Genomic DNA, 19,842 nt, shown 5'->3' with positions numbered 1-19,842 from the left:
TACCTGTGGGAGCGGGCTTGCCCCGCGAATGGGCCGCAAAGCGGCCCCGATCGCACATGACTTCCAGACCAACGCCCCCCTGCACCCGCAGCGAGGCGTTTTTTTTGCCTGCCCGGGCGGGCATACTAGGCCGGTCTCCATCCTTGGTACGCCAAACCCCATGCTTCGCGCCCTGATCCTACTCGCCCTGTCTTGCCTGCTCAGCCCGGCCTTTGCCGATGAGCGTGCCCAGACCCAGCAGCAACTGGACGCCACCCGCCAGGATATTGCCGAGCTCAAGAAGACGCTGGGCAAGCTCCAGGAAGAAAAGGCCGGTGTGCAAAAGGACCTCAAAGCCACCGAGACCGACATCGGCAACCTCGAAAAGCAGGTGGAGGCACTGCAGCAAGAACTAAAAAAGACCGAGGGCGATCTGGAGCGCCTTGATACCGAGAAAAAAAAACTCCAGAGCGCCCGCGTTGAACAACAACGACTGATTGCCATACAGGCCCGCTCGGCCTACCAGAACAACGGCCGCGAGGAATACCTCAAACTGCTGCTCAACCAGCAGAACCCCGAGAAGTTCGCCCGCACCCTGACGTACTACGACTACCTCAGCAAAGCGCGCCTGGAGCAATTGCGCACCTTCAACGAGACCTTGCGCCAACTGGCCAACGTCGAGCAGGAAATTGCCGGCCAGCAGCAACAGTTGCTGACCCAGCGCGCCGACCTCGACAGCCGCCGCCAGGCGCTGGAAGCCGAACGCGGCAAGCGCCAGCAGGTGCTGGCCAAGCTCAATGGCGACATGAAGGACCGCGATCAGAAGTTGCAAGCCCGCGAGCAGGACCAGGCCGACCTGTCCAAAGTCCTCAAGACCATCGAGGAAACCCTGGCCCGGCAGGCCCGCGAAGCTGAAGAGGCGCGCAAGAAAGCCTTGCTGGCCCAGCAGGAAGCGGAAAAACGCCGTCAGCAGGAGGCGCTGGCCGCCGCCGCTGCCCGCGAGCAGGCCCAGGAACCTGTGGAACCACCGAAAAAGGCCCGCACCACGCTCGGCCCGATGGTTTCCACCGACGGCGCAAGCTACGGCGGTGCATTTTCTTCGGCACGGGGAAAACTTCCATGGCCGGTGAACGGTCGATTGCTGGCACGCTTCGGTGATGCCCGCGGCAGCGACGCCCGTGCCAAGTGGGATGGGGTGATGATCAGTGCCAACCCGGGCACCCAGGTCCGTGCGGTGCACGGCGGGCGCGTGGTGTTCGCCGACTGGTTGCGCGGCGCGGGGCTTCTGGTCATTCTCGACCATGGCAATGGTTACCTGAGCCTGTACGGTCACAACCAGAGCCTGCTCAAAAACGCCGGTGATATCGTCAAGGCCGGTGAAGCCATTTCCACCGTTGGTGACAGCGGTGGCCAGGACGCGGCAGGCTTGTACTTCGCCATCCGCCAGCAGGGCCGGCCTACCGACCCTTCGCAATGGTGCCGGGGCTAGTCAAATTTATACGGCGTAGACTGAGAGCTGCGCCGATGCTCCCCAGGGAGCACTTACAGGATCAGGAGTTCGTTCGACATGCTGCACTCGCCTCGTCTCACCCAGCTGGCCCTGTCCATCGCCCTGGCGGTCGGCGCGCCCCTGGCCACCGCCGCAGAGCCGGCCAAGGCCGCCGCAGTGCCAGCCACCGAGGTAACCGCCAAGGCGCCGCTGCCGCTGGAAGAGCTGCGCACCTTCGCCGAGGTCATGGACCGCATCAAGGCTGCCTACGTCGAACCGGTGGATGACAAGACCCTGCTGGAAAACGCCATCAAGGGCATGCTCAGCAACCTCGACCCGCACTCCGCCTACCTCGGCCCGGAGGACTTCCAGGAGCTGCAGGAAAGCACCAGCGGCGAGTTCGGCGGGCTGGGCATCGAGGTTGGCCAGGAAGACGGCTTTATCAAGGTGGTGTCGCCAATCGACGACACCCCGGCTTCGCGTGCCGGCGTGCAGGCAGGCGACCTGATCGTCAAGATCAACGGCGCCCCGACCCGTGGCCAGACCATGACCGAAGCGGTCGACAAGATGCGCGGCAAGATCGGCGAGAAGATCACCCTGACCCTGGTGCGTGACGGCGGCAATCCGTTCGACGTGACACTGGCCCGCGCGGTTATCCAGGTCAAGAGCGTGAAGAGCCAGCTGCTGGAGAACGATTACGGCTACATCCGCATCACCCAGTTCCAGGTCAAGACCGGCGACGAAGTGGGCAAGGCGCTGGCCAAGCTGCGCAAAGACAACGGCAAGAAGTTGCGCGGGGTAGTGCTGGACCTGCGCAACAACCCGGGCGGCGTGTTGCAGTCGGCGGTGGAAGTGGCCGACCACTTCCTGACCAAGGGCCTGATCGTCTACACCAAGGGCCGCATCGCCAACTCCGAACTGCGTTTCTCTGCCGACCCGGCCGACGCCAGCGATGGCGTGCCACTGGTGGTGCTGATCAACGGCGGCAGTGCCTCGGCCTCGGAAATTGTCGCAGGCGCCCTGCAGGACCAGAAGCGCGCCGTACTGATGGGTACCGACAGCTTCGGCAAAGGCTCGGTGCAGACCGTGCTGCCGCTGGCCAACGACCGCGCCCTGAAGCTGACTACCGCGCTGTACTACACGCCGAATGGCCGCTCGATCCAGGCCCAGGGCATCGTCCCCGATATCGAAGTGCGCCCGGCCAAACTTACCGCCGAAGTCGATACCGACAATTTCAAGGAAGCCGACCTGCAGGGCCACCTGGGCAACGGCAACGGCGGCGCCGACCGCCCGACCGGCAGCAGCAAACGCAAGGAACGCCCGCAGGACGATGACTTCCAGCTGAGCCAGGCCCTGAGCCTGCTCAAGGGGCTGAACATCACTTCGGGCAAATGATCCACACGATGCGTTACCTGCTGTGTCTGCTGTTCTCCCTGATGGCCGGTGTCGCGCACGCGGCGCCGGTCAGCAAGGCCTACATGAGCATCATCATCGACGACCTGGGCCAAAGCACCGAGCGTGACAGCCGCACCCTCGCCCTTCCCGGCCCGGTGACCATGGCGATCATGCCCGATACCCCGCATGCCACTGACTTCGCCCGCCAGGCCCACAAGGCCGGCAAAACGGTGATCCTGCACATGCCCATGGACCCGGCCACCGGGCCCTATGCCTGGCACCCGGGCATAGCCATCGAAGCGCTGGCGCAGCGCCTGGATGCGGCCTTGGCGAAAGTGCCCTACGCCGCCGGCATCAACAACCACATGGGCAGCCGCATGACGGCACAGCGTGAACCCATGGCCTGGTTGATGGGTGAACTGCAGCAACGCCACCTGTTCTTCGTCGACAGCCGCACCAGCGCCGCCACCGTGGCCGCAGCCGAGGCCCAGCGCATCAGCCTGGCCCACGTTTCGCGGGATGTGTTCCTCGACGATGTGCGCACAACCGAGGCGATCACCGGGCAGTTGCAGCAAGGCATCGCCCTGGCGCGCAAGCAAGGGTCTGCGGTGCTGATCGGGCATCCTTACCCACAAACCCTCGACGTGCTGGAACGGGCACTGCCACAGCTCAAGGCCCAGGGCGTCGAACTGATCAGGCTCAGCCAGATGATTGCCGTGCGCAGCAACCAGGCGATGCCTGGGCATGGCAAGAATGGCCGCTACACCAATCGCTGAGAAGCTGGGGCTGCTTTGCAGCCCTTCGCGGGCACGCCCGCTCCCACAGGGATCGCGCCGGCTTCAGGCCCTGTGACAATCCTGTGGGAGCGGGCATGCCCGCGAAGGGCCGCAAAGCGACCCCAATAAAAAACCCCGCTCAGTGAGCGGGGTTTTGTTTGCATCAACAGCAATCAGCTGTACACACGCCCCAGCAGCTGGCGGTGGCTTTCGAACTGATCCAGCACATCACGCACGATCTGCTCGGGCGCAAAGCCCATCAGGTCATACTCCTGGCTGCCATCGTGCAGGTACACCTCGGCGCGATAGTAGCGCTGACGCACTTCCGGTTCACCCTCCACCGGCGCCTCGCTCGGCGCGGCCATGTAGCCGTCCAGGCTCACTTCGTAAACGAACGGGTTACCCTCGTCCATCATCACCCGCAGGCCCATCATGTTGCGCGACTGGCCAACGCGGGTTTCCACCTCAAAGCCCAGAGTCTGCAACTGCGCGGCCGCTTCTTTCAGCGCCGGGCTGACCTGCTTGTCCATGAAGCGCTGCACCACAGCCTGGGTGGGCTGCAGCTCCAGCTGGGTCAGGCGCTCGCTGAAGCCACGACGACCACGGGCCGCCAGTTCGGCGCGCTCCTGTTCGACCGCCACGTCCTGCTTCATGGCCTTGTACAGGCCGAACATGAACAGCACCAGCACCACCGAGAACGGCAGGCCTGCCAGCACGACCATGGTTTGCATGGCTTCGAAGTTACCGGCAAACAGCAGGCCGATGGTGACCAGGGTAATGACAACCGACCAGAACACCACCATCCAGTGCGGGGCGTCTTCATCCACCTTGCCGCCTTTGCACGACAGGTTGGCCATCATCACCGCGCCGGAATCGGCCGGGGTGAGGAACAGTACAAAGCCGACAAATACCGCCACACCAATCACGATCTTCGCCGCCGGGAAGTATTCCAGCAGTTGGTAGATCGACATTGACGGCTGTTCCAGCGCAGTCTTGCCCAGCTCCACCGCCCCTTGGTTGATCACCAGGTCCAGTGCGGTGTTGCCGAAGATCGACAGCCAGGCCAAGGTGAAGCCCAGCGGGATCAACAGCACGCCGCTGACCAGTTGGCGCACGGTACGGCCCTTGGAGATACGGGCAATGAACATGCCGACGAACGGGCCCCAGGAAATCCACCAGGCCCAGTAGAACACGGTCCACAGGCCCAACCAGCGCTCGGACTTGCCGGCTTCGCCTTCGTACACGTAAAGGTCGAAGGTTTTCAACACGATACCGTTCAGGTAGTCGCCAACGTTCTGCACAAAGCCGTTGAACAGGTGCAGCGTGTTGCCCGCCAGCAGCACGAACAGCAGCAGGCCGCTGAACAGCAGGATGTTCAGGTTGGACAAGCGGCGAATGCCGTTTTCCACGCCCGATACCGCCGCCACGGTGGCCACGCCGGCCATGACCAGGATCACCACCAGCAGGTTGGTCTGGCTGTGCTCCATGCCGAACAGGTATTCAAGGCCCGAGGACACCTGCATCGAGCCGATCCCCAGGTTGGTCACCAGGCCCAGCAGGGTGACGAACATGCCGAAGATGTCCACCGCGTTGCCGGCAGCGCCCTTGACCCAACGCTCGCCCACCAGCGGGTACAGCGCTGAGCGCAATGCCAGCGGCTGGTTGTGACGGTAGGCGAAGTAACCCACGGCCAGGCCGACCAAGGCGTAGATCGCCCAGCCATGCAGGCCCCAGTGCAGGAAGGTCAGCTGCAGGCCCTGGCGCGCAGCTTCGAGGCTGGCCGGGGTGCCTTCCGGTGGGTTGAAGTAATGGTCCAGCGGCTCGGAAGCGCCGAAGTACAGCAGCGAAATGCCAATACCGGAAGAGAACAGCATGCCGGCCCAGGCGCCGTAGCTGAAGTCAGGCTGGTCGTCCTTGCCGCCAAGCTTGAGCTTGCCGTAATCGGAGAAGGCCAGGTAGACGACGAACAGCAGGTAACCGCAGATCACCAGCATGTAGTACCAGCCAAAGGTGCGCGTCAGCCATTTCTGGGCCACGCCCAGCACCTGGCCAGCGGTATCGGGTACAGCGATCAGCAAGGCAGTCAGAACAAGGATCATCAGCGCGGAGGTGAAGAACACCACGCGGTTGACCCGTACCCTCTCGGCGGGGGGCTTGGTAAGTGAGGCAGAACTCATTGCACGAATGCTCCGGGCAGTACGGCTGTGGAGGCTAATCAGTCTTTCCCGAGCAATTGGTGGAATATCCCCACTGCGTCAGGTGTTATAAAAGCACCTTGGAAACCGTGATCCCGAATCGATACGTTGCAAAAAAACAGACTGGGGCTGCTGAAAAATGCCAAGCATCCGCAGGGGTGCGCGCATTCGTCACAGACTACCTCGCCCGCTCCAAGGGCCTGTCGCAGGGCCAGGGGCCGTGCGGCAGAATCTGTATTTCGCATCGCTCATGCCCGTCAACGCCTTGTATTCCGGGGGTTACACGATTTCCTAGGGTGTCAATCCGTGCCTTCTCGACCGCCCTGAAAGCTGTCAATGGCACAAATTGTCGCAGAGCTTATTCTTTATTGATTGAACGTTCAATCAAAACAAAATAGACTGGTCTTCGCCGAGTCAGCCGCCCGTCGCCTGCTCGCAGACCTGAGGAGATAGCAAGATGCCCAAGGTCGGTATGCAACCCATCCGCCGCCAGCAGTTGATCGAAGCCACATTGCAGGCGGTCGATCAGGTCGGTCTGGGGGACGCCAGCATTGCGCTGATTGCCCGCTTGGCCGGTGTGTCAAACGGCATCATCAGTCACTACTTTCGGGACAAGAACGGCCTGATCGCAGCGACGATGGGTTACATCATGAGCATGCTCAACGAAGGTGTCAGAGCACGCCGACAGGCCCTGGCGGATGACAGCCCGCGCGCTCATCTGAAAGTGATCATCGAAGGCAACTTCGATGCCAGCCAGGTGAACGGCCCGGCAATGAAAACCTGGTTGGCCTTCTGGGCTTCCAGCATGCACCAGCCCGATTTGCACAGGTTGCAGCGGATCAACGACCACCGCTTGTATTCCAACCTGTGCTGCCAGTTCCGCCGTGCCCTGCCGCTCTACCATGCGCGCAAGGCAGCCCGCGGCCTGGCAGCCCTGATCGACGGTTTGTGGCTGCGTGGCGCCCTGTCGGGTGATGCATTCGACACCGACCAGGCGATACGGATTGCTTACGAATACATGGCTCTACAACTGGCTAAACAGCACACCCTGGGCACAAACGACCAGGCTGCCGAACCAGCACGCACGGCCCTTGCCAACCCGGCAGGAGCGTGACGCGCAAGCCAAACCACACACTGCACTTGCGAGGACACTATGGCCCGTTTCGGAACGCAAAAACTCTACATTGATGGCGCTTACGTCGACGCTGGCAGCGATGCCACCTTCGAAGCCATCAACCCGGCCACCGGCGAAGTCCTCGCCCACGTACAACGTGCCACCGAGGCCGATGTCGAGAAGGCCGTGGAAAGCGCCGAGCGTGGCCAGAAAGTCTGGGCTGCGATGACCGCCATGCAGCGTTCGCGCATCCTGCGCCGTGCCGTCGAAATTCTGCGCGAGCGCAACGATGAACTGGCCCAGCTGGAAACCCTGGACACCGGCAAGTCGTATTCCGAAACCCGCTACGTCGACATCGTCACCGGCGCCGACGTGCTGGAATACTACGCAGGCCTGGTACCGGCCATCGAAGGCGAGCAGATTCCGCTGCGTGAATCGTCCTTCGTCTACACCCGCCGCGAGCCGCTGGGCGTGACCGCAGGTATCGGCGCCTGGAACTACCCGATCCAGATCGCCTTGTGGAAATCCGCCCCGGCCCTGGCCGCCGGCAACGCGATGATCTTCAAGCCATCGGAAGTCACCTCGCTGACCACCCTGAAACTGGCCGAGATCTACACCGAAGCCGGCCTGCCGAATGGCGTGTTCAACGTGCTGACCGGCAGCGGCCGCGAAGTTGGCACCTGGTTGACCGAGCACCCGCGCATCGAAAAAGTCTCCTTCACCGGCGGCACCACCACCGGCAAGAAAGTCATGGCCAGCGCCTCCAGCTCCTCGCTGAAGGAAGTCACCATGGAGCTGGGCGGCAAGTCGCCACTGATCATCTGCGCCGACGCCGACCTGGACAAGGCCGCCGACATCGCCATGATGGCCAACTTCTACAGCTCGGGCCAGGTGTGCACCAACGGCACCCGCGTGTTCATCCCAGCTGAAATGAAGGCGGCGTTCGAAGCCAAGATCGCCGAGCGTGTTGCGCGCATCCGCGTTGGCAACCCGGAAGACGAAAACACCAACTTCGGCCCGCTGGTCAGCTTCGCTCACATGGAAAACGTGCTGGGCTACATTGCCAAGGGTAAAGAAGAAGGTGCCCGCGTACTGTGCGGCGGCGAGCGTCTGACCGAAGGTGACTTCGCCAAGGGCGCCTTCGTGGCCCCGACCGTGTTCACCGACTGCACCGACGACATGACCATCGTCAAGGAAGAAATCTTCGGCCCGGTCATGAGCATCCTGTCCTACGAGACCGAGGAAGAAGTGATCCGCCGTGCCAACGACACCGAGTACGGCCTGGCCGCCGGTGTGTGCACCAACGACATCACCCGCGCCCACCGCATCATCCACAAGCTGGAAGCCGGTATCTGCTGGATCAACGCCTGGGGTGAATCGCCGGCCGAAATGCCGGTCGGTGGCTACAAGCAGTCGGGCGTCGGCCGTGAGAACGGCGTCAGCTCGCTGGCTCAATACACTCGCATCAAGTCGGTCCAGGTCGAGCTGGGCGGCTACAACTCGGTTTTCTAAACCCTGTCTAGCCACGCCCGTGCCGCTGTGCACGGGCGTTTCCGCTCCCTGATCACCGCCAACACGAGGGTACTTTCATGTCCCAAGAATTCGATTACATCATCGTCGGTGCCGGTTCGGCCGGTAACACCCTGGCCACCCGCCTGACCGAAGACGCCGGCGTCACCGTGCTGCTGCTCGAAGCCGGTGGCCCTGACTACCGCTTCGACTTCCGCACCCAGATGCCAGCCGCCCTGGCTTTCCCGCTGCAGGGCCGCCGCTACAACTGGGCCTACGAGACCGACCCGGAGCCGCACATGGACGGCCGCCGCATGGAGTGTGGCCGTGGCAAGGGCCTGGGTGGCTCGTCGCTGATCAACGGCATGTGCTACATCCGCGGCAACGCCATGGACTTCGACGGCTGGGCAGAACTGCCAGGCCTGGAAGACTGGACCTACCTGGATTGCCTGCCATACTTCCGTAAAGCCGAAACCCGTGACATCGGCCCGAACGATTACCACGGTGGTGAAGGCCCGGTCAGCGTTGCCACGCCAAAGGCCGGCAACAACCCGCTGTTCCACGCCATGGTCGAGGCCGGCGTACAAGCCGGTTACCCGCGCACCGAAGACCTCAACGGCTACCAGCAGGAAGGCTTCGGCCCGATGGACCGTTCGGTCACTAAAAACGGCCGCCGCTCCAGCACCGCCCGTGGCTATCTGGACCAAGCCAAGAAGCGCCCGAACCTAACCATCGTCACCCACGCCCTGAGCGACCGCGTGCTGTTCGACGGCAAACGCGCCGTTGGCGTGACTTACCTGGTCGGCGACAGCGAAGAGCGTGTTGAAGCCCGTGCCCGCAAGGAGGTGATCGTAAGCTCCGGCGCCATCGCTTCTCCGCAGCTGCTGCAGCGCTCTGGCGTGGGCCCGCGCGCACTGCTGGAAAGCCTCGACATCCCGGTTGTGCACGACCTGCCGGGCGTTGGCGAAAACCTGCAGGACCACCTTGAGCTGTACCTGCAGTACGCCTGCACCCAGCCGGTGTCGCTGTACCCATCGCTGCTGTGGTGGAACCAGCCGGCCATCGGCGCCGAGTGGTTGTTCAACGGCACCGGTATCGGCGCCAGCAACCAGTTCGAGGCTGGTGGCTTCATCCGTACGCGCCCTGAATTCAAGTGGCCGAACATTCAGTACCACTTCCTGCCGGTGGCCATTAACTACAACGGCTCCAATGGCGTGAAGGAACACGGCTTCCAGGCGCACATGGGCTCCATGCGCTCGCCTGCCCGTGGCCGCATCCAGGCCAAGTCGAAAGACCCGCGCCAGCACCCGAGCATCCTGTTCAACTACATGTCCACCGAGCAGGACTGGCAGGAGTTCCGTGACGGCATCCGCCTGACCCGCGAAATCATGGCCCAGCCGGCACTGGACCCATACCGTGGCCGCGAGATCAGCCCGGGCGCCGACGTGCAAACAGACGAACAGCTGGACAAGTTCATCCGCGAGCACGCCGAAACCGCCTTCCACCCGTCGTGCTCGTGCAAGATGGGCACCGACGACATGGCAGTGGTTGACGGCGAAGGCCGTGTGCATGGCATGAAGGGCCTGCGCGTGGTCGATGCGTCGATCATGCCGCTGATCATCACCGGCAACCTCAACGCCACCACGATCATGATCGCCGAGAAGATCTCGGACAAGATCCGTGGTCGCAAGCCGCTGCCGCGCAGCACCGCCAAGTACTATGTGGCAGGGGATGCGCCGGTGAAAGGCAAGCCGATGCGTGAAGTGAAGCAGGGCTGACACCCTGATCAGGGGCCGCGCTGCGGCCCCTCTTACGCCTTCCAGTCAGGTGGGCAGCGCAAAGAAGGTGCGCATCAACGCGTCATCCTCTGTGCCCAACCGCTCAGCCAGTGCCTGGCGATCGAACAATACCCCCGTGCGCATCTCCCGCACTGTGACCCCGCTTGGCGCTTGCGCCAGTGCCTTCAGGCCCACCTCCATGAAGCGATAATCGTGGCCCTGAACGGCCGTCATCTTTTCCACTTGCAGGTAGCGCCCTGGCAACATCAGCGACTCTGCCTCATCCGGTCGCCTTGAGAAAGGCCCGATAGGCGTGGCCTGCATGTCCTCGCCCGGTTCCAGCACGTACACCAACGCGTTGTCATCAAACGCCCCTCTGCCACTGACCTGGGTCTGCGGGTCGTTGAAAACCTCCCAGAGCGCATAACGGTTTTCCGTGAAAGACGTGAAGTCGGTGGTCACCAGCACGTCCCCCACCTCAATGGCGCCATCGCCGAATGCCGGTATACCGGAACCCCGCAAGCCCGACGCAGCACGGTACAGCCGTACCTGGTTGCTTACGCCTATCTCGCCAAGGGCACGGGCAAGGTCGTGACTGCGCTGGATATTCTCGGCGTGAGTACCCTCGAGGGGCAGCCCCCGCCACAGGTTGTTGTAGCGCTCTGGTGAGCTGGTGTACTCGGCAATGGCGGGCGAGCCAAAGCCGTGCTCATCGCGATAGACGGGAAAGGGCTCACTGAATGCATCCAGATACTCACCGCGGGCGCCCAAGGCATCCAGGTCAGCCCACGGCACCGCGCCCATCAGGGCTTCCTGGCGGGCCAGCGCCTGGTCCGACACAGCCAGCAATTCGTCTGCCGCCGGCGCCATGTAAAGCTCCCAATCGACCTTGGCAACCGCGGTTTGCACCTGGCCAACATTGCGCGGGGGTACGCGGCTATCGCTGAACAGGTCACCGGCACGCATCATTGCTGCATCAAGCAGGATGAAAAGGATATCCGTCAGTACTGCCCACCATGCTGCCGTGCGCCAGGCCCGTTTGCCATTGAGCGCCCGGTCCAGGTGCAGCGCCAGGCTCACGGTGCCAAGCCCCAGCGAGGTCAATAAGACTGGCCAGCCAAACGGCGCCATCGGTGCAATGACCAGACTGGCAGCTTGTAAGCCCGCCAACCAGTTGGCCTTGCGCAGTTGTGCGTTGGTGGTCAGCCGCTCGTGGGCATCGCTGGTCAGATCATCCATGACCGCTTCGCGCAGGTGGACGAACAGGTCCCCTGCAATCGCCTGCCCGGCAATCGTGATATCGCCCCGTGACTGGGCAAGCCACTTGAGGTATGTGCTTATGCGCAGGCGTAGCGGCTGTGCCAGTACCCCATCCCCGACGAACAGCCTGACCAGGCGCTCCCGCCCCTCAGGCGTGGCGGCCTGATCAGCAAGCCATGCTGTAAGTGCGTGGCGATTGTCGAATACCTGCACAACAGCCTGCGCATCGGCAAGATAGAGGCACAACTTGCCAGTCTTCAGCTTATGCTGGAACAGCAGCCTGGCGCTGATACCGCCGATGGCAAGCGTGCTCCAACCCCGCTGGGCATTCACTGGCCGGGGCTGTCGCAGACCTTGCACACTGATCGGCAGTGCGGGTACCGCAAACGTCGCCACCATCAGCTCCCGCCGCTCTGGCTCGCTGAGCGTCGATTGGCCCACGGCGGCAAGGAAACGGGCGCGGGCCAGCACGCAATAATCTTCGCCATGCTGCGACCGGAACCTGCTCAGAGCCTCGGTATAGCGCCCCGCAAAATCCAGTTGCCAGAACGCCTTCAGCACTTGCTGTGGGTCAAGCCGCACTTCGTTGCGCTCGTCATAGTCAATGTGGCTGGCGTCCACCCGGTAGAAGCCACCGTAAACGCTTAATTCATCTGCACTGTCCTGCTGCTGTGGGCTGAAGCGCTGGATCACCAGCTCGGTCAGGCTCAGGGAGCGCCAAGGCGGCCCGCTGTGGCACCAGCCGGTGTAGCTGCGCGAGCTCGTTGCTGCGGCGTGGAATTCGTGCCAATAGAGCCTGTCCGGATCCACCCAGTACCCTAGTTGCTGGTGCAGCACATGGCCGGCCGCTTGACTCGCCATCCTGTGCAAATCAGGGAAATGCCCCAGCATGCGTTGGGCCAGCTGGGCGAGTGACAAGGTTTCTTGATCGTTCATGGATCTTGGCTACCTGGGACAAGGCGTTCCACTACACAGGCAAGCCGCAGTAACGATGCGGTATCGCTTTACAGCCCGCATCGGCCTCAGGTTAGAATCGATTGGCACGCGACCTGCTAGCTTTTGCTGAAAAACGCGCTACCACGTCCCTTCCCGCCGCTGTCTCGGAGTACCTGCCTTTGGATGCAAGCACCATCAACAGCCTGTTCTTGATCGGCGCATTGCTGGTGGGTGCAAGTATTCTGGTCAGCTCGCTGTCTTCGCGCCTGGGCATCCCCATTCTGGTCATCATCCTCGCCGTCGGCATGGTCGCCGGTGTCGATGGTGGCGGCATCATCTTCAACAACTACCCGACCGCCTACCTGGTGGGCAACCTGGCACTGGCCGTGATCCTGCTCGACGGTGGCTTGCGCACGCGGGTGGCAAGCTTTCGCGTAGCGCTGTGGCCGGCGCTGTCGCTGGCCACGGTCGGGGTAATGATCACCACCGCCCTCACCGGCCTGGTCGCCGCCTGGCTGTTCAACCTGAGCCTGATCCAGGGCCTGCTGATCGGCGCCATCGTTGGCTCTACCGATGCCGCTGCGGTGTTCTCGCTGCTGGGCGGCAAAGGCCTGAACGAACGGGTTACCGCCACCCTGGAGATCGAGTCGGGCAGCAACGACCCAATGGCCGTGTTCCTCACGGTCACCCTGATCGACATGATCGCCAGCGGCCAGACCGGCCTGCACTGGAGCCTGCTGGGCCACCTGTTGCGCGAATTCGGCATCGGCGGGCTGCTGGGCCTGGGTGGCGGCTGGCTGATGCTGCAACTGGTAAACCGCATCAACCTGGCCGGTGGCCTGTACCCGATCCTGGTAGTAGCCGGCGGCCTGGTGGTGTTCTCGCTGACCAACGCCCTGCACGGTAGCGGCTTCCTCGCCGTATACCTGTGCGGCCTGGTGCTGGGCAACAAGCCTATCCGCAGCCGCCATGGCATCCTGCACATGCTCGACGGCATGGCATGGCTGGCCCAGATCGGCATGTTCCTGGTGCTGGGGCTGCTGGTCACACCTCACGACCTGCTGCCCATCGCCTTGCCGGCGCTAGGCCTGGCATTGTGGATGATCCTGGTGGCGCGGCCGCTGTCGGTGGTCGCGGCACTGCTGCCGTTCAAGGCCTTCCATGGCCGCGAAAAAGGCTTTATCTCCTGGGTAGGCCTGCGCGGCGCGGTGCCGATCATTCTGGCGGTGTTCCCGCTGATGGCCGGCCTGCCAGACGCTCAGCTGTTCTTCAACCTGGCGTTCTTCATCGTGCTGGTATCACTGCTGGTGCAAGGCACCAGCCTGCCGTGGGTGGCCAAACTGCTAAAAGTGACCGTACCGCCAGACCCGGCGCCAATCTCCCGCTCTGCCCTGGAAGTGCACATCACCAGCGAGTGGGAAATGTTCGTCTACCGCCTGGGCGCCGAAAAATGGTGCATCGGGGCCGCCCTGCGCGAGCTGAAAATGCCCGAAGGCACGCGGATTGCCGCGCTGTTCCGGGGCGAACAACTGCTGCACCCCTCAGGCAGTACCGTGCTGCAAGTTGACGACATGCTCTGCGTGATCGGTCATGAGCACAACCTGCCTGCCCTGGGCAAGTTGTTCAGCCAAGCGCCACAACGCGGCCTGGACCTGCGTTTCTTTGGCGACTTCGTGCTCGAAGGCGATGCCGAACTGGGAGCCGTTGCAGCGCTTTACGGCCTGAAACTCGATGGCCTGGACGCGAAAATGCCGTTGGCGCAGTTCATCCGACAGAAGGTCGGAGGCGCTCCAGTAGTAGGTGACCAGGTCGATTGGCATGGCACGATCTGGACCGTGGCGACCATGGACGGGAACAAGATTCAGAAAGTAGGCGTCAGATTCCCCGAAGGAACGCGACCCGGACCAGGATTGTTCCTCTAAACTTCGTTTCTGCCGGATCCACAAGTAGTCTGCCTATGTCCCTGCGCGCGTACCTTCGCACAGCCCTGCTCGGGCTGTGCCTGTCCCTTTCCTTTGCCGCCACCGCGGCAGAAGCCCCGACCACCGCCAGCATCCAGAATAGCCTCGACAAGATCGCCGAGCGCAAACTGCCCGAGGCTGACCAGAAGGCCCTGCAGCAAGTGCTCGAGCAAACGCTGAGCCTGCTTGCCAGCAAGGAAGACAACGAAAAGAAGCTCGCCGCGCTCAAGCAGCAGTTGACCAGTGCGCCCAAGGAAACCAGTGACAGCCAGAAGGAGCTCGCCAGGCTCAAGCAAAGCAAGGCGCTGCCCGTCGCTCAACGGTACGCCGCACTCACCGTGCCGCAGCTCGAGCAAATGCTCAGCGAACGCAACACCCAGCAGGGCGAGCTGCAGAAGGCGCTGTCCGAAGCCAACAGCCTGATCATCAATTCGCAAACCCGCCCGGAACGCGCCCAGGCCGAAATCAGCAACAGCCAGGCCCGCGCCCAGCAGATCAACACCATCCTTAAAACCGGCAAGGACGGCGGCAAATCGATCAACGCCGACCAGCGCAACCAGCTCAACGCCGAACTTGCCTCGCTCAACGCGCTGACCCTGTTGCGCCGCCAGGAACTGGCCGGCAACACCCTGCTGCAAGATCTCGGCAATGCTCGTCATGATTTGCTGATCGAGCGCGCCGCGCGCCTGGAGCAGGAAATCCAGGACCTGCAGACCCTGATCAACGAAAAGCGCCTGGCCCAGTCCCAGGAAGCGGTTACCCAACAGTCGATCGAGGCCCAGAAGGCCGGTGGCAGCAGCCTGCTGGCGACCGAAAGCGCGATCAACCTCAAGCTCTCCGACTACCTGCTGAAAAGCACCGACCGCCTCAACGAGCTGACCCAGCAGAACCTGCGCACCAAGCAGCAGCTGGACAGCCTGACCCAGGCCGACCAGGCGCTGGACGAGCAGATCAACGTGCTCAAGGGCAGCTTGCTGCTGTCAAAGATCCTCTACAAGCAGAAGCAGACCCTGCCGCACCTGAAAGTCGACCGCGACCTGGCCGACCAGATCGCCGACACCCGGCTGTACCAGTTCGAGGTCAACCAGCAACGCGAGCAGATGAGCAACCCGGTCACCTACGTCGACAAGCTGCTGGCCGCCCAACCGCAGGAAGACGTGACTCCCCAGCTGCGCAAGGCGTTGCTGGAGGTGGCGATCACCCGCAGTGACCTGCTGGAGCGGCTGAACCGCGAACTGTCGGCGCTGCTCAACGAATCGATCACCCTGCAGCTCAACCAGAAGCAGCTGCTGGGCACCGCACAGAACCTGCGCACCACCCTGGACGAGCAGATGTTCTGGATCCCCAGCAACAAGCCGCTGGACTGGGACTGGCTGAGCTATGTACCCGAGCGCCTGGCCGACCAGGTCGCCAACCTGCCGTGGGGCTCGGGCCTGAAAGAGCTGGCCGACGGCCTGAGCCAGCGTCCGCTGCTGTTCTTGCCACTGTTGCTGGTCATCGGCGCGCTGTTGTGGCGGCGCAAGTACCTGTACCAACGGCTAGGCAAGGTGCACCAGGACATCGGCCACTTCCGCCGTGACAGCCAATGGCACACGCCCCAGGCGATCCTTATCAACATCCTCCTGGCGATGCCGGTCAGCCTTGGCCTGGCGCTGTGCAGCTACGCCTTGCAGATCGACGCCCGCGGGCAAAACGCCAACCTGGGCGCCGCACTCTGGCAGCTGGCCCAGGCCTGGCTGGTGTTCTACACCGCCTACCGCATCCTCGCCCCCGGTGGCGTGGCAGAAATCCACTTCCGCTGGCACAAACCGCAGGTCGAGTTCCTGCGTGGCTGGGTGCGGCGCCTGGGCACCGTGGTGCTGGCACTGGTCGGTGTGGTGGCGGTGGCCGAACACCAGCCTTCGGCGTTGGCCGACGACGTGCTGGGTATCGGCGTGGTGCTGACCTGCTACGCACTGATGGCCTGGCTGCTCAGCCGCCTGCTGCTCAGCAGCCCCGCGCACCGCAATACCTCTCTGTTCCGCAAGGCCGTGGGCGTCGCGTTCACCGCCCTGCCCATCGCCCTGTTCGTCGCTGTGTGCTTCGGCTACTACTACACCGCGCTTAAACTCACCGACCGGCTGATCTACACCCTGTACCTGCTAATGTTCTGGCTGGTGATCGAAGCGGCATTCGTGCGCGGCCTGTCAGTGGCGGCACGGCGCCTGGCTTACCAACGCGCGCTCAGCAAACGGGCTGCGGCCAAGGAAGGGCTGGATGGCGAAGTCATTACCGAAGAGCCGACGCTGGACATCGAGCAGGTCAACCAGCAATCGCTGCGCCTGATCCGCCTGGCCCTGCTCGGCGGCTTCATCGCCGGCCTGTACTGGGTGTGGGCAGACCTGATCTCAGTGTTCGCCTACCTCAACAACTTCGTCCTGTACGAATACACCAGCGGCACCGGCACGGCCGCCAGTATGGTGCCGATCAGCCTCGGCGACCTGCTGGGTGCGCTGGTGATCGTCGGCATCACCTTCGCCCTGGCGGGCAACTTGCCAGGCCTGCTCGAGGTGCTGGTGCTTTCACGCCTGAACCTGGCCCAAGGCAGTGCCTATGCCACCACGACCCTGCTGTCGTACACCATTGTCGGCATCGGTATCGTCAGCACCCTGTCGACCCTGGGGGTGAGCTGGGACAAGCTGCAATGGCTGGTGGCCGCGTTGTCGGTGGGCCTGGGCTTCGGCATGCAGGAAATTTTCGCCAACTTCATTTCCGGCATCATGATTCTGTTCGAGCGCCCGGTACGGATCGGCGACACCATCACCATCGGCAACCTGTCGGGCACGGTGAGCAAGATACGCATCCGCGCCACCACCATCACCGATTTCGACCGCAAGGACATCATCGTCCCCAACAAGACCTTCATCACCGGCCAGCTGATCAACTGGTCGCTGACCGACACGGTCACCCGAGTGACGCTGAAGCTGGGCATCGACTACGGCTCCGACCTGGACCTGGTACGCGACCTGCTGCTCAAGGGCGCACACGAAAACCCGCGCGTGCTCAAGGACCCGGAGCCGATCGTGTACTTCCTTAACTTCGGTGAAAGCTCGCTCGACCATGAGTTGCGCATGCACGTGCGCGACCTGGGCGACCGCAACCCGACGCTGGACGAGATCAACCGCTACATCAACCGCGAGTTCAAGGCCCACAACATCAAGATCTCGGTACGCCAGGTGGAGGTGTTCCTGATGGACCAGAAGGGCGGCAAGCAGCAGTTGATTCCGCTGGAGCAACCTAAACCGGATGGCACTGCACCGGCCTGAGTGGGCTCGAATGCTTTATTCTGTGCTGAATCTCAGGAGCAGCCCGTGAAAGCCCTCGACCAACTCACCTTCGACAACCGCTTCGCCCGCCTGGGCGATGCGTTCTCCACCCAGGTGCTGCCCGAGCCCATTGCAGACCCGCGCCTGGTGGTAGCCAGCGAGTCGGCCATGGCCTTGCTCGAGCTCGACCCCGCGCAAGCCGACCTGCCAGTGTTCGCCGAGCTGTTCAGCGGCCATAAGTTGTGGGAAGAAGCCGACCCACGGGCGATGGTCTATTCCGGGCACCAGTTCGGCTCGTACAACCCCCGCCTGGGCGATGGCCGCGGCCTGCTGCTGGCCGAAGTCCTCAGCGACAAAGGCGAGCACTGGGACCTGCACCTCAAGGGCGCCGGCCAGACCCCGTATTCACGCATGGGCGACGGCCGCGCCGTGCTGCGCTCGTCGATCCGCGAATTCCTTGCTTCCGAAGCCCTGCACGCCCTCGGCATCCCCAGCAGCCGGGCGCTGTGCGTGATCGGCTCCAGCACCGTGGTGTGGCGCGAAACCCGTGAAAGCGCCGCCATGCTCACCCGCCTGGCGCAGAGCCATGTACGTTTCGGCCATTTCGAGTATTTCTACTACACCAAGCAGCCCGAACAGCAGCGTGTGCTGATCGACCATGTGCTGGAGCAGCACTACCCCGAATGCCGTGACGCCGAACAACCGTACCTGGCCATGTTCCGTACCATCGTCGAGCGCAACGCCGAACTGATCGCCCGCTGGCAGGCCTATGGCTTCTGCCACGGGGTGATGAACACCGACAACATGTCGATCCTGGGCATCACCTTCGACTTCGGCCCGTACGCCTTCCTCGACGACTTCGACGCCAACTTCATCTGCAACCACTCCGACGACCGTGGCCGCTACAGCTACGCCAACCAGGTGCCCATCGCCCACTGGAACCTCAGCGCGCTGGCTCAGGCCCTGACCACTGTCATCGAGGTTGAGCCACTGAAGGAAGCACTGGGGCTGTTCCTGCCGCTGTACCAGGCGCATTACCTGGACCTGATGCGCCGGCGCCTGGGCCTGACCACTGCCGAAGACGACGATATGGCACTGGTCGAGCGCCTGCTGCAGTGCATGCAGCGTGGTGGTGTGGACTACAGCCTGTTCTTCCGCAAGCTTGGTGAACAGCCTGCGGCACAGGCGCTGAAGGTGGTGCGCGACGACTTTATCGACCTGGCCGGCTTCGATGCCTGGGGTGCAGACTACCTGGCCCGCTGTGAACGCGAACCCGGCAATGCCGAAGGCCGCCGTGAACGGATGCATGCGGTGAACCCGCTGTATGTGCTGCGCAACTACCTGGCGCAAAAGGCCATCGAAGCGGCTGAGGCGGGGGATTACAGTGAAGTACGGCAATTGCACCAGGTACTGACCCGCCCCTTCGAGGAACAGCCCGGGATGCAGGCCTACGCCCAGCGACCGCCGGAATGGGGCAAGCACCTGGAAATCAGCTGCTCTTCCTGATTGATGATTGCTCTACCGGCCCTGTCGCCGGCAAGCCAGCTCCCACAGGTAACGTGCCAGACCTGAGGCAAGCGGTCCCCCTGTGGGAGCTGGCTTGCCGGCGATAGGGCCCGAACAAACAACACAAGGAATTGATATGTCCGACCCACTGGTAATCCCCTGTCCCCACTGCAACGGCCTCAACCGCCTGCCCGCCGAGCGCCTGGGCGACGCGCCGAAATGCGGCCGCTGCAAACAGGAGGTGCTGTTGAGCACCCCCTTCGAGCTCACCGAAGCCAGCTACGCCAGCCAGATCAAAGGCGACCTGCCGCTGCTGGTCGACATCTGGGCCGACTGGTGCGGCCCCTGCAAATCCTTCGCTCCCACCTTCGAACAAGCCGCCCGCCAACTGGCCGGCCGCTGCCGCCTGGCCAAGCTCGACAGCGAAGCCAACCGCAACCTGGCCGGGCAACTGGGCATCCGCTCGATCCCCAGCCTGCTGCTGTTCAAGAACGGCCGCGAAGTCAGCCGCCAGGCCGGAGCATTTCCACTCCAGTCGTTGCTGGAGTGGGTGCGTAGCCAAGGGGTTTAGGTGTGTTTTCTAGTGCATGCCGTTAGCAGGATCGCGCCTGTGAGATCGAGCGCCGCCCGCGCGGCGCT

The 19,842-nt window shown here is 63.1% G+C and carries 12 protein-coding genes; 10 read left to right on the top strand and 2 right to left on the bottom strand.

What is annotated here, in order from left to right; all coding sequences use genetic code 11:
• Positions 1 to 160 precede the first annotated feature (160 nt).
• The 3 genes from AC07XM_RS07595 to AC07XM_RS07585 all read left to right on the top strand — a co-directional run bounded on the left by AC07XM_RS07595 (position 161) and on the right by AC07XM_RS07585 (position 3,639).
• Positions 161 to 1,468 carry a murein hydrolase activator EnvC family protein gene (locus AC07XM_RS07595; RefSeq protein WP_016489600.1) on the top strand — a complete coding sequence of 436 codons (1,308 nt, stop codon included), beginning with the start codon at positions 161 to 163 and terminating at the stop codon, positions 1,466 to 1,468.
• 78 nt (positions 1,469 to 1,546) lie between these two features.
• Positions 1,547 to 2,863 carry a S41 family peptidase gene (locus AC07XM_RS07590; protein ID WP_016489601.1) on the top strand — a complete coding sequence of 439 codons (1,317 nt, stop codon included), beginning with the start codon at positions 1,547 to 1,549 and terminating at the stop codon, positions 2,861 to 2,863.
• 8 nt (positions 2,864 to 2,871) lie between these two features.
• Positions 2,872 to 3,639: a divergent polysaccharide deacetylase family protein gene (locus AC07XM_RS07585; RefSeq protein ID WP_024717347.1), complete on the top strand. Its 768-nt coding sequence runs from the start codon at positions 2,872 to 2,874 to the stop codon at positions 3,637 to 3,639.
• 173 nt (positions 3,640 to 3,812) lie between these two features.
• Here AC07XM_RS07585 and AC07XM_RS07580 read toward each other — a convergent pair whose 3' ends face one another.
• On the bottom strand, positions 3,813 to 5,759 hold the full coding sequence (locus tag AC07XM_RS07580) for a BCCT family transporter (RefSeq protein ID WP_224372596.1): 1,947 nt from the start codon (positions 5,757 to 5,759) through the stop codon (positions 3,813 to 3,815).
• 532 nt (positions 5,760 to 6,291) lie between these two features.
• Between AC07XM_RS07580 and betI the strand changes: the two genes are divergently transcribed.
• The 3 genes from betI (at position 6,292) to betA (ending at position 10,235) form a co-directional block, all read left to right on the top strand.
• Positions 6,292 to 6,948 carry a transcriptional regulator BetI gene (betI, locus tag AC07XM_RS07575; RefSeq protein WP_102689453.1) on the top strand — a complete coding sequence of 219 codons (657 nt, stop codon included), beginning with the start codon at positions 6,292 to 6,294 and terminating at the stop codon, positions 6,946 to 6,948.
• Positions 6,949 to 6,987: 39 nt separating this feature from the next.
• On the top strand, positions 6,988 to 8,460 hold the full coding sequence (gene betB / locus AC07XM_RS07570; RefSeq protein ID WP_016489605.1) for a betaine-aldehyde dehydrogenase: 1,473 nt from the start codon (positions 6,988 to 6,990) through the stop codon (positions 8,458 to 8,460).
• 77 nt (positions 8,461 to 8,537) lie between these two features.
• The gene (gene betA, locus AC07XM_RS07565; RefSeq protein ID WP_016489606.1) at positions 8,538 to 10,235 is read left to right on the top strand and encodes a choline dehydrogenase; all 1,698 of its coding nucleotides are present in this window, start codon (positions 8,538 to 8,540) and stop codon (positions 10,233 to 10,235) included.
• A gap of 45 nt (positions 10,236 to 10,280) precedes the next feature.
• Here the strand turns inward: betA and AC07XM_RS07560 are convergent, their stop codons facing one another.
• Positions 10,281 to 12,431, bottom strand: a complete 2,151-nt coding sequence (locus tag AC07XM_RS07560) for a dermonecrotic toxin domain-containing protein (RefSeq protein WP_102689679.1) — start codon at positions 12,429 to 12,431, stop codon at positions 10,281 to 10,283.
• 179 nt (positions 12,432 to 12,610) lie between these two features.
• Between AC07XM_RS07560 and AC07XM_RS07555 the strand changes: the two genes are divergently transcribed.
• The 4 genes from AC07XM_RS07555 (at position 12,611) to trxC (ending at position 19,774) form a co-directional block, all read left to right on the top strand.
• Positions 12,611 to 14,353 carry a potassium/proton antiporter gene (locus AC07XM_RS07555; RefSeq protein WP_016489608.1) on the top strand — a complete coding sequence of 581 codons (1,743 nt, stop codon included), beginning with the start codon at positions 12,611 to 12,613 and terminating at the stop codon, positions 14,351 to 14,353.
• A 35-nt stretch (positions 14,354 to 14,388) separates the two neighbouring features.
• Positions 14,389 to 17,697, top strand: a complete 3,309-nt coding sequence (mscK, locus tag AC07XM_RS07550) for a mechanosensitive channel MscK (RefSeq protein ID WP_023046999.1) — start codon at positions 14,389 to 14,391, stop codon at positions 17,695 to 17,697.
• A gap of 45 nt (positions 17,698 to 17,742) precedes the next feature.
• Positions 17,743 to 19,203, top strand: a complete 1,461-nt coding sequence (selO, locus tag AC07XM_RS07545) for a protein adenylyltransferase SelO (protein WP_102689680.1) — start codon at positions 17,743 to 17,745, stop codon at positions 19,201 to 19,203.
• 136 nt (positions 19,204 to 19,339) lie between these two features.
• Positions 19,340 to 19,774, top strand: a complete 435-nt coding sequence (gene trxC / locus AC07XM_RS07540) for a thioredoxin TrxC (RefSeq protein ID WP_016489611.1) — start codon at positions 19,340 to 19,342, stop codon at positions 19,772 to 19,774.
• The last annotated feature ends 68 nt before the right edge of the window (positions 19,775 to 19,842 follow it).

Source organism: Pseudomonas sp. GW460-LB5 (assembly GCF_059423245.1).
The sequence above is the reverse complement of the archived record's forward strand: the minus strand, read 5'-3'. Positions and strand labels throughout refer to the sequence as shown.

Bases quoted from the DNA above. Each gene is read 5' to 3' on its own strand.
- betA (WP_016489606.1), top strand. From the start codon at position 8,538: ATGTCCCAAGAATTCGATTACATCATCGTCGGTGCCGGTTCGGCCGGT.
- AC07XM_RS07560 (WP_102689679.1), bottom strand. From the start codon at position 12,431: ATGAACGATCAAGAAACCTTGTCACTCGCCCAGCTGGCCCAACGCATG.
- trxC (WP_016489611.1), top strand. From the start codon at position 19,340: ATGTCCGACCCACTGGTAATCCCCTGTCCCCACTGCAACGGCCTCAAC.
- mscK (WP_023046999.1), top strand. From the start codon at position 14,389: ATGTCCCTGCGCGCGTACCTTCGCACAGCCCTGCTCGGGCTGTGCCTG.
- betB (WP_016489605.1), top strand. From the start codon at position 6,988: ATGGCCCGTTTCGGAACGCAAAAACTCTACATTGATGGCGCTTACGTC.
- AC07XM_RS07585 (WP_024717347.1), top strand. From the start codon at position 2,872: ATGCGTTACCTGCTGTGTCTGCTGTTCTCCCTGATGGCCGGTGTCGCG.
- betI (WP_102689453.1), top strand. From the start codon at position 6,292: ATGCCCAAGGTCGGTATGCAACCCATCCGCCGCCAGCAGTTGATCGAA.
- AC07XM_RS07590 (WP_016489601.1), top strand. From the start codon at position 1,547: ATGCTGCACTCGCCTCGTCTCACCCAGCTGGCCCTGTCCATCGCCCTG.
- AC07XM_RS07595 (WP_016489600.1), top strand. From the start codon at position 161: ATGCTTCGCGCCCTGATCCTACTCGCCCTGTCTTGCCTGCTCAGCCCG.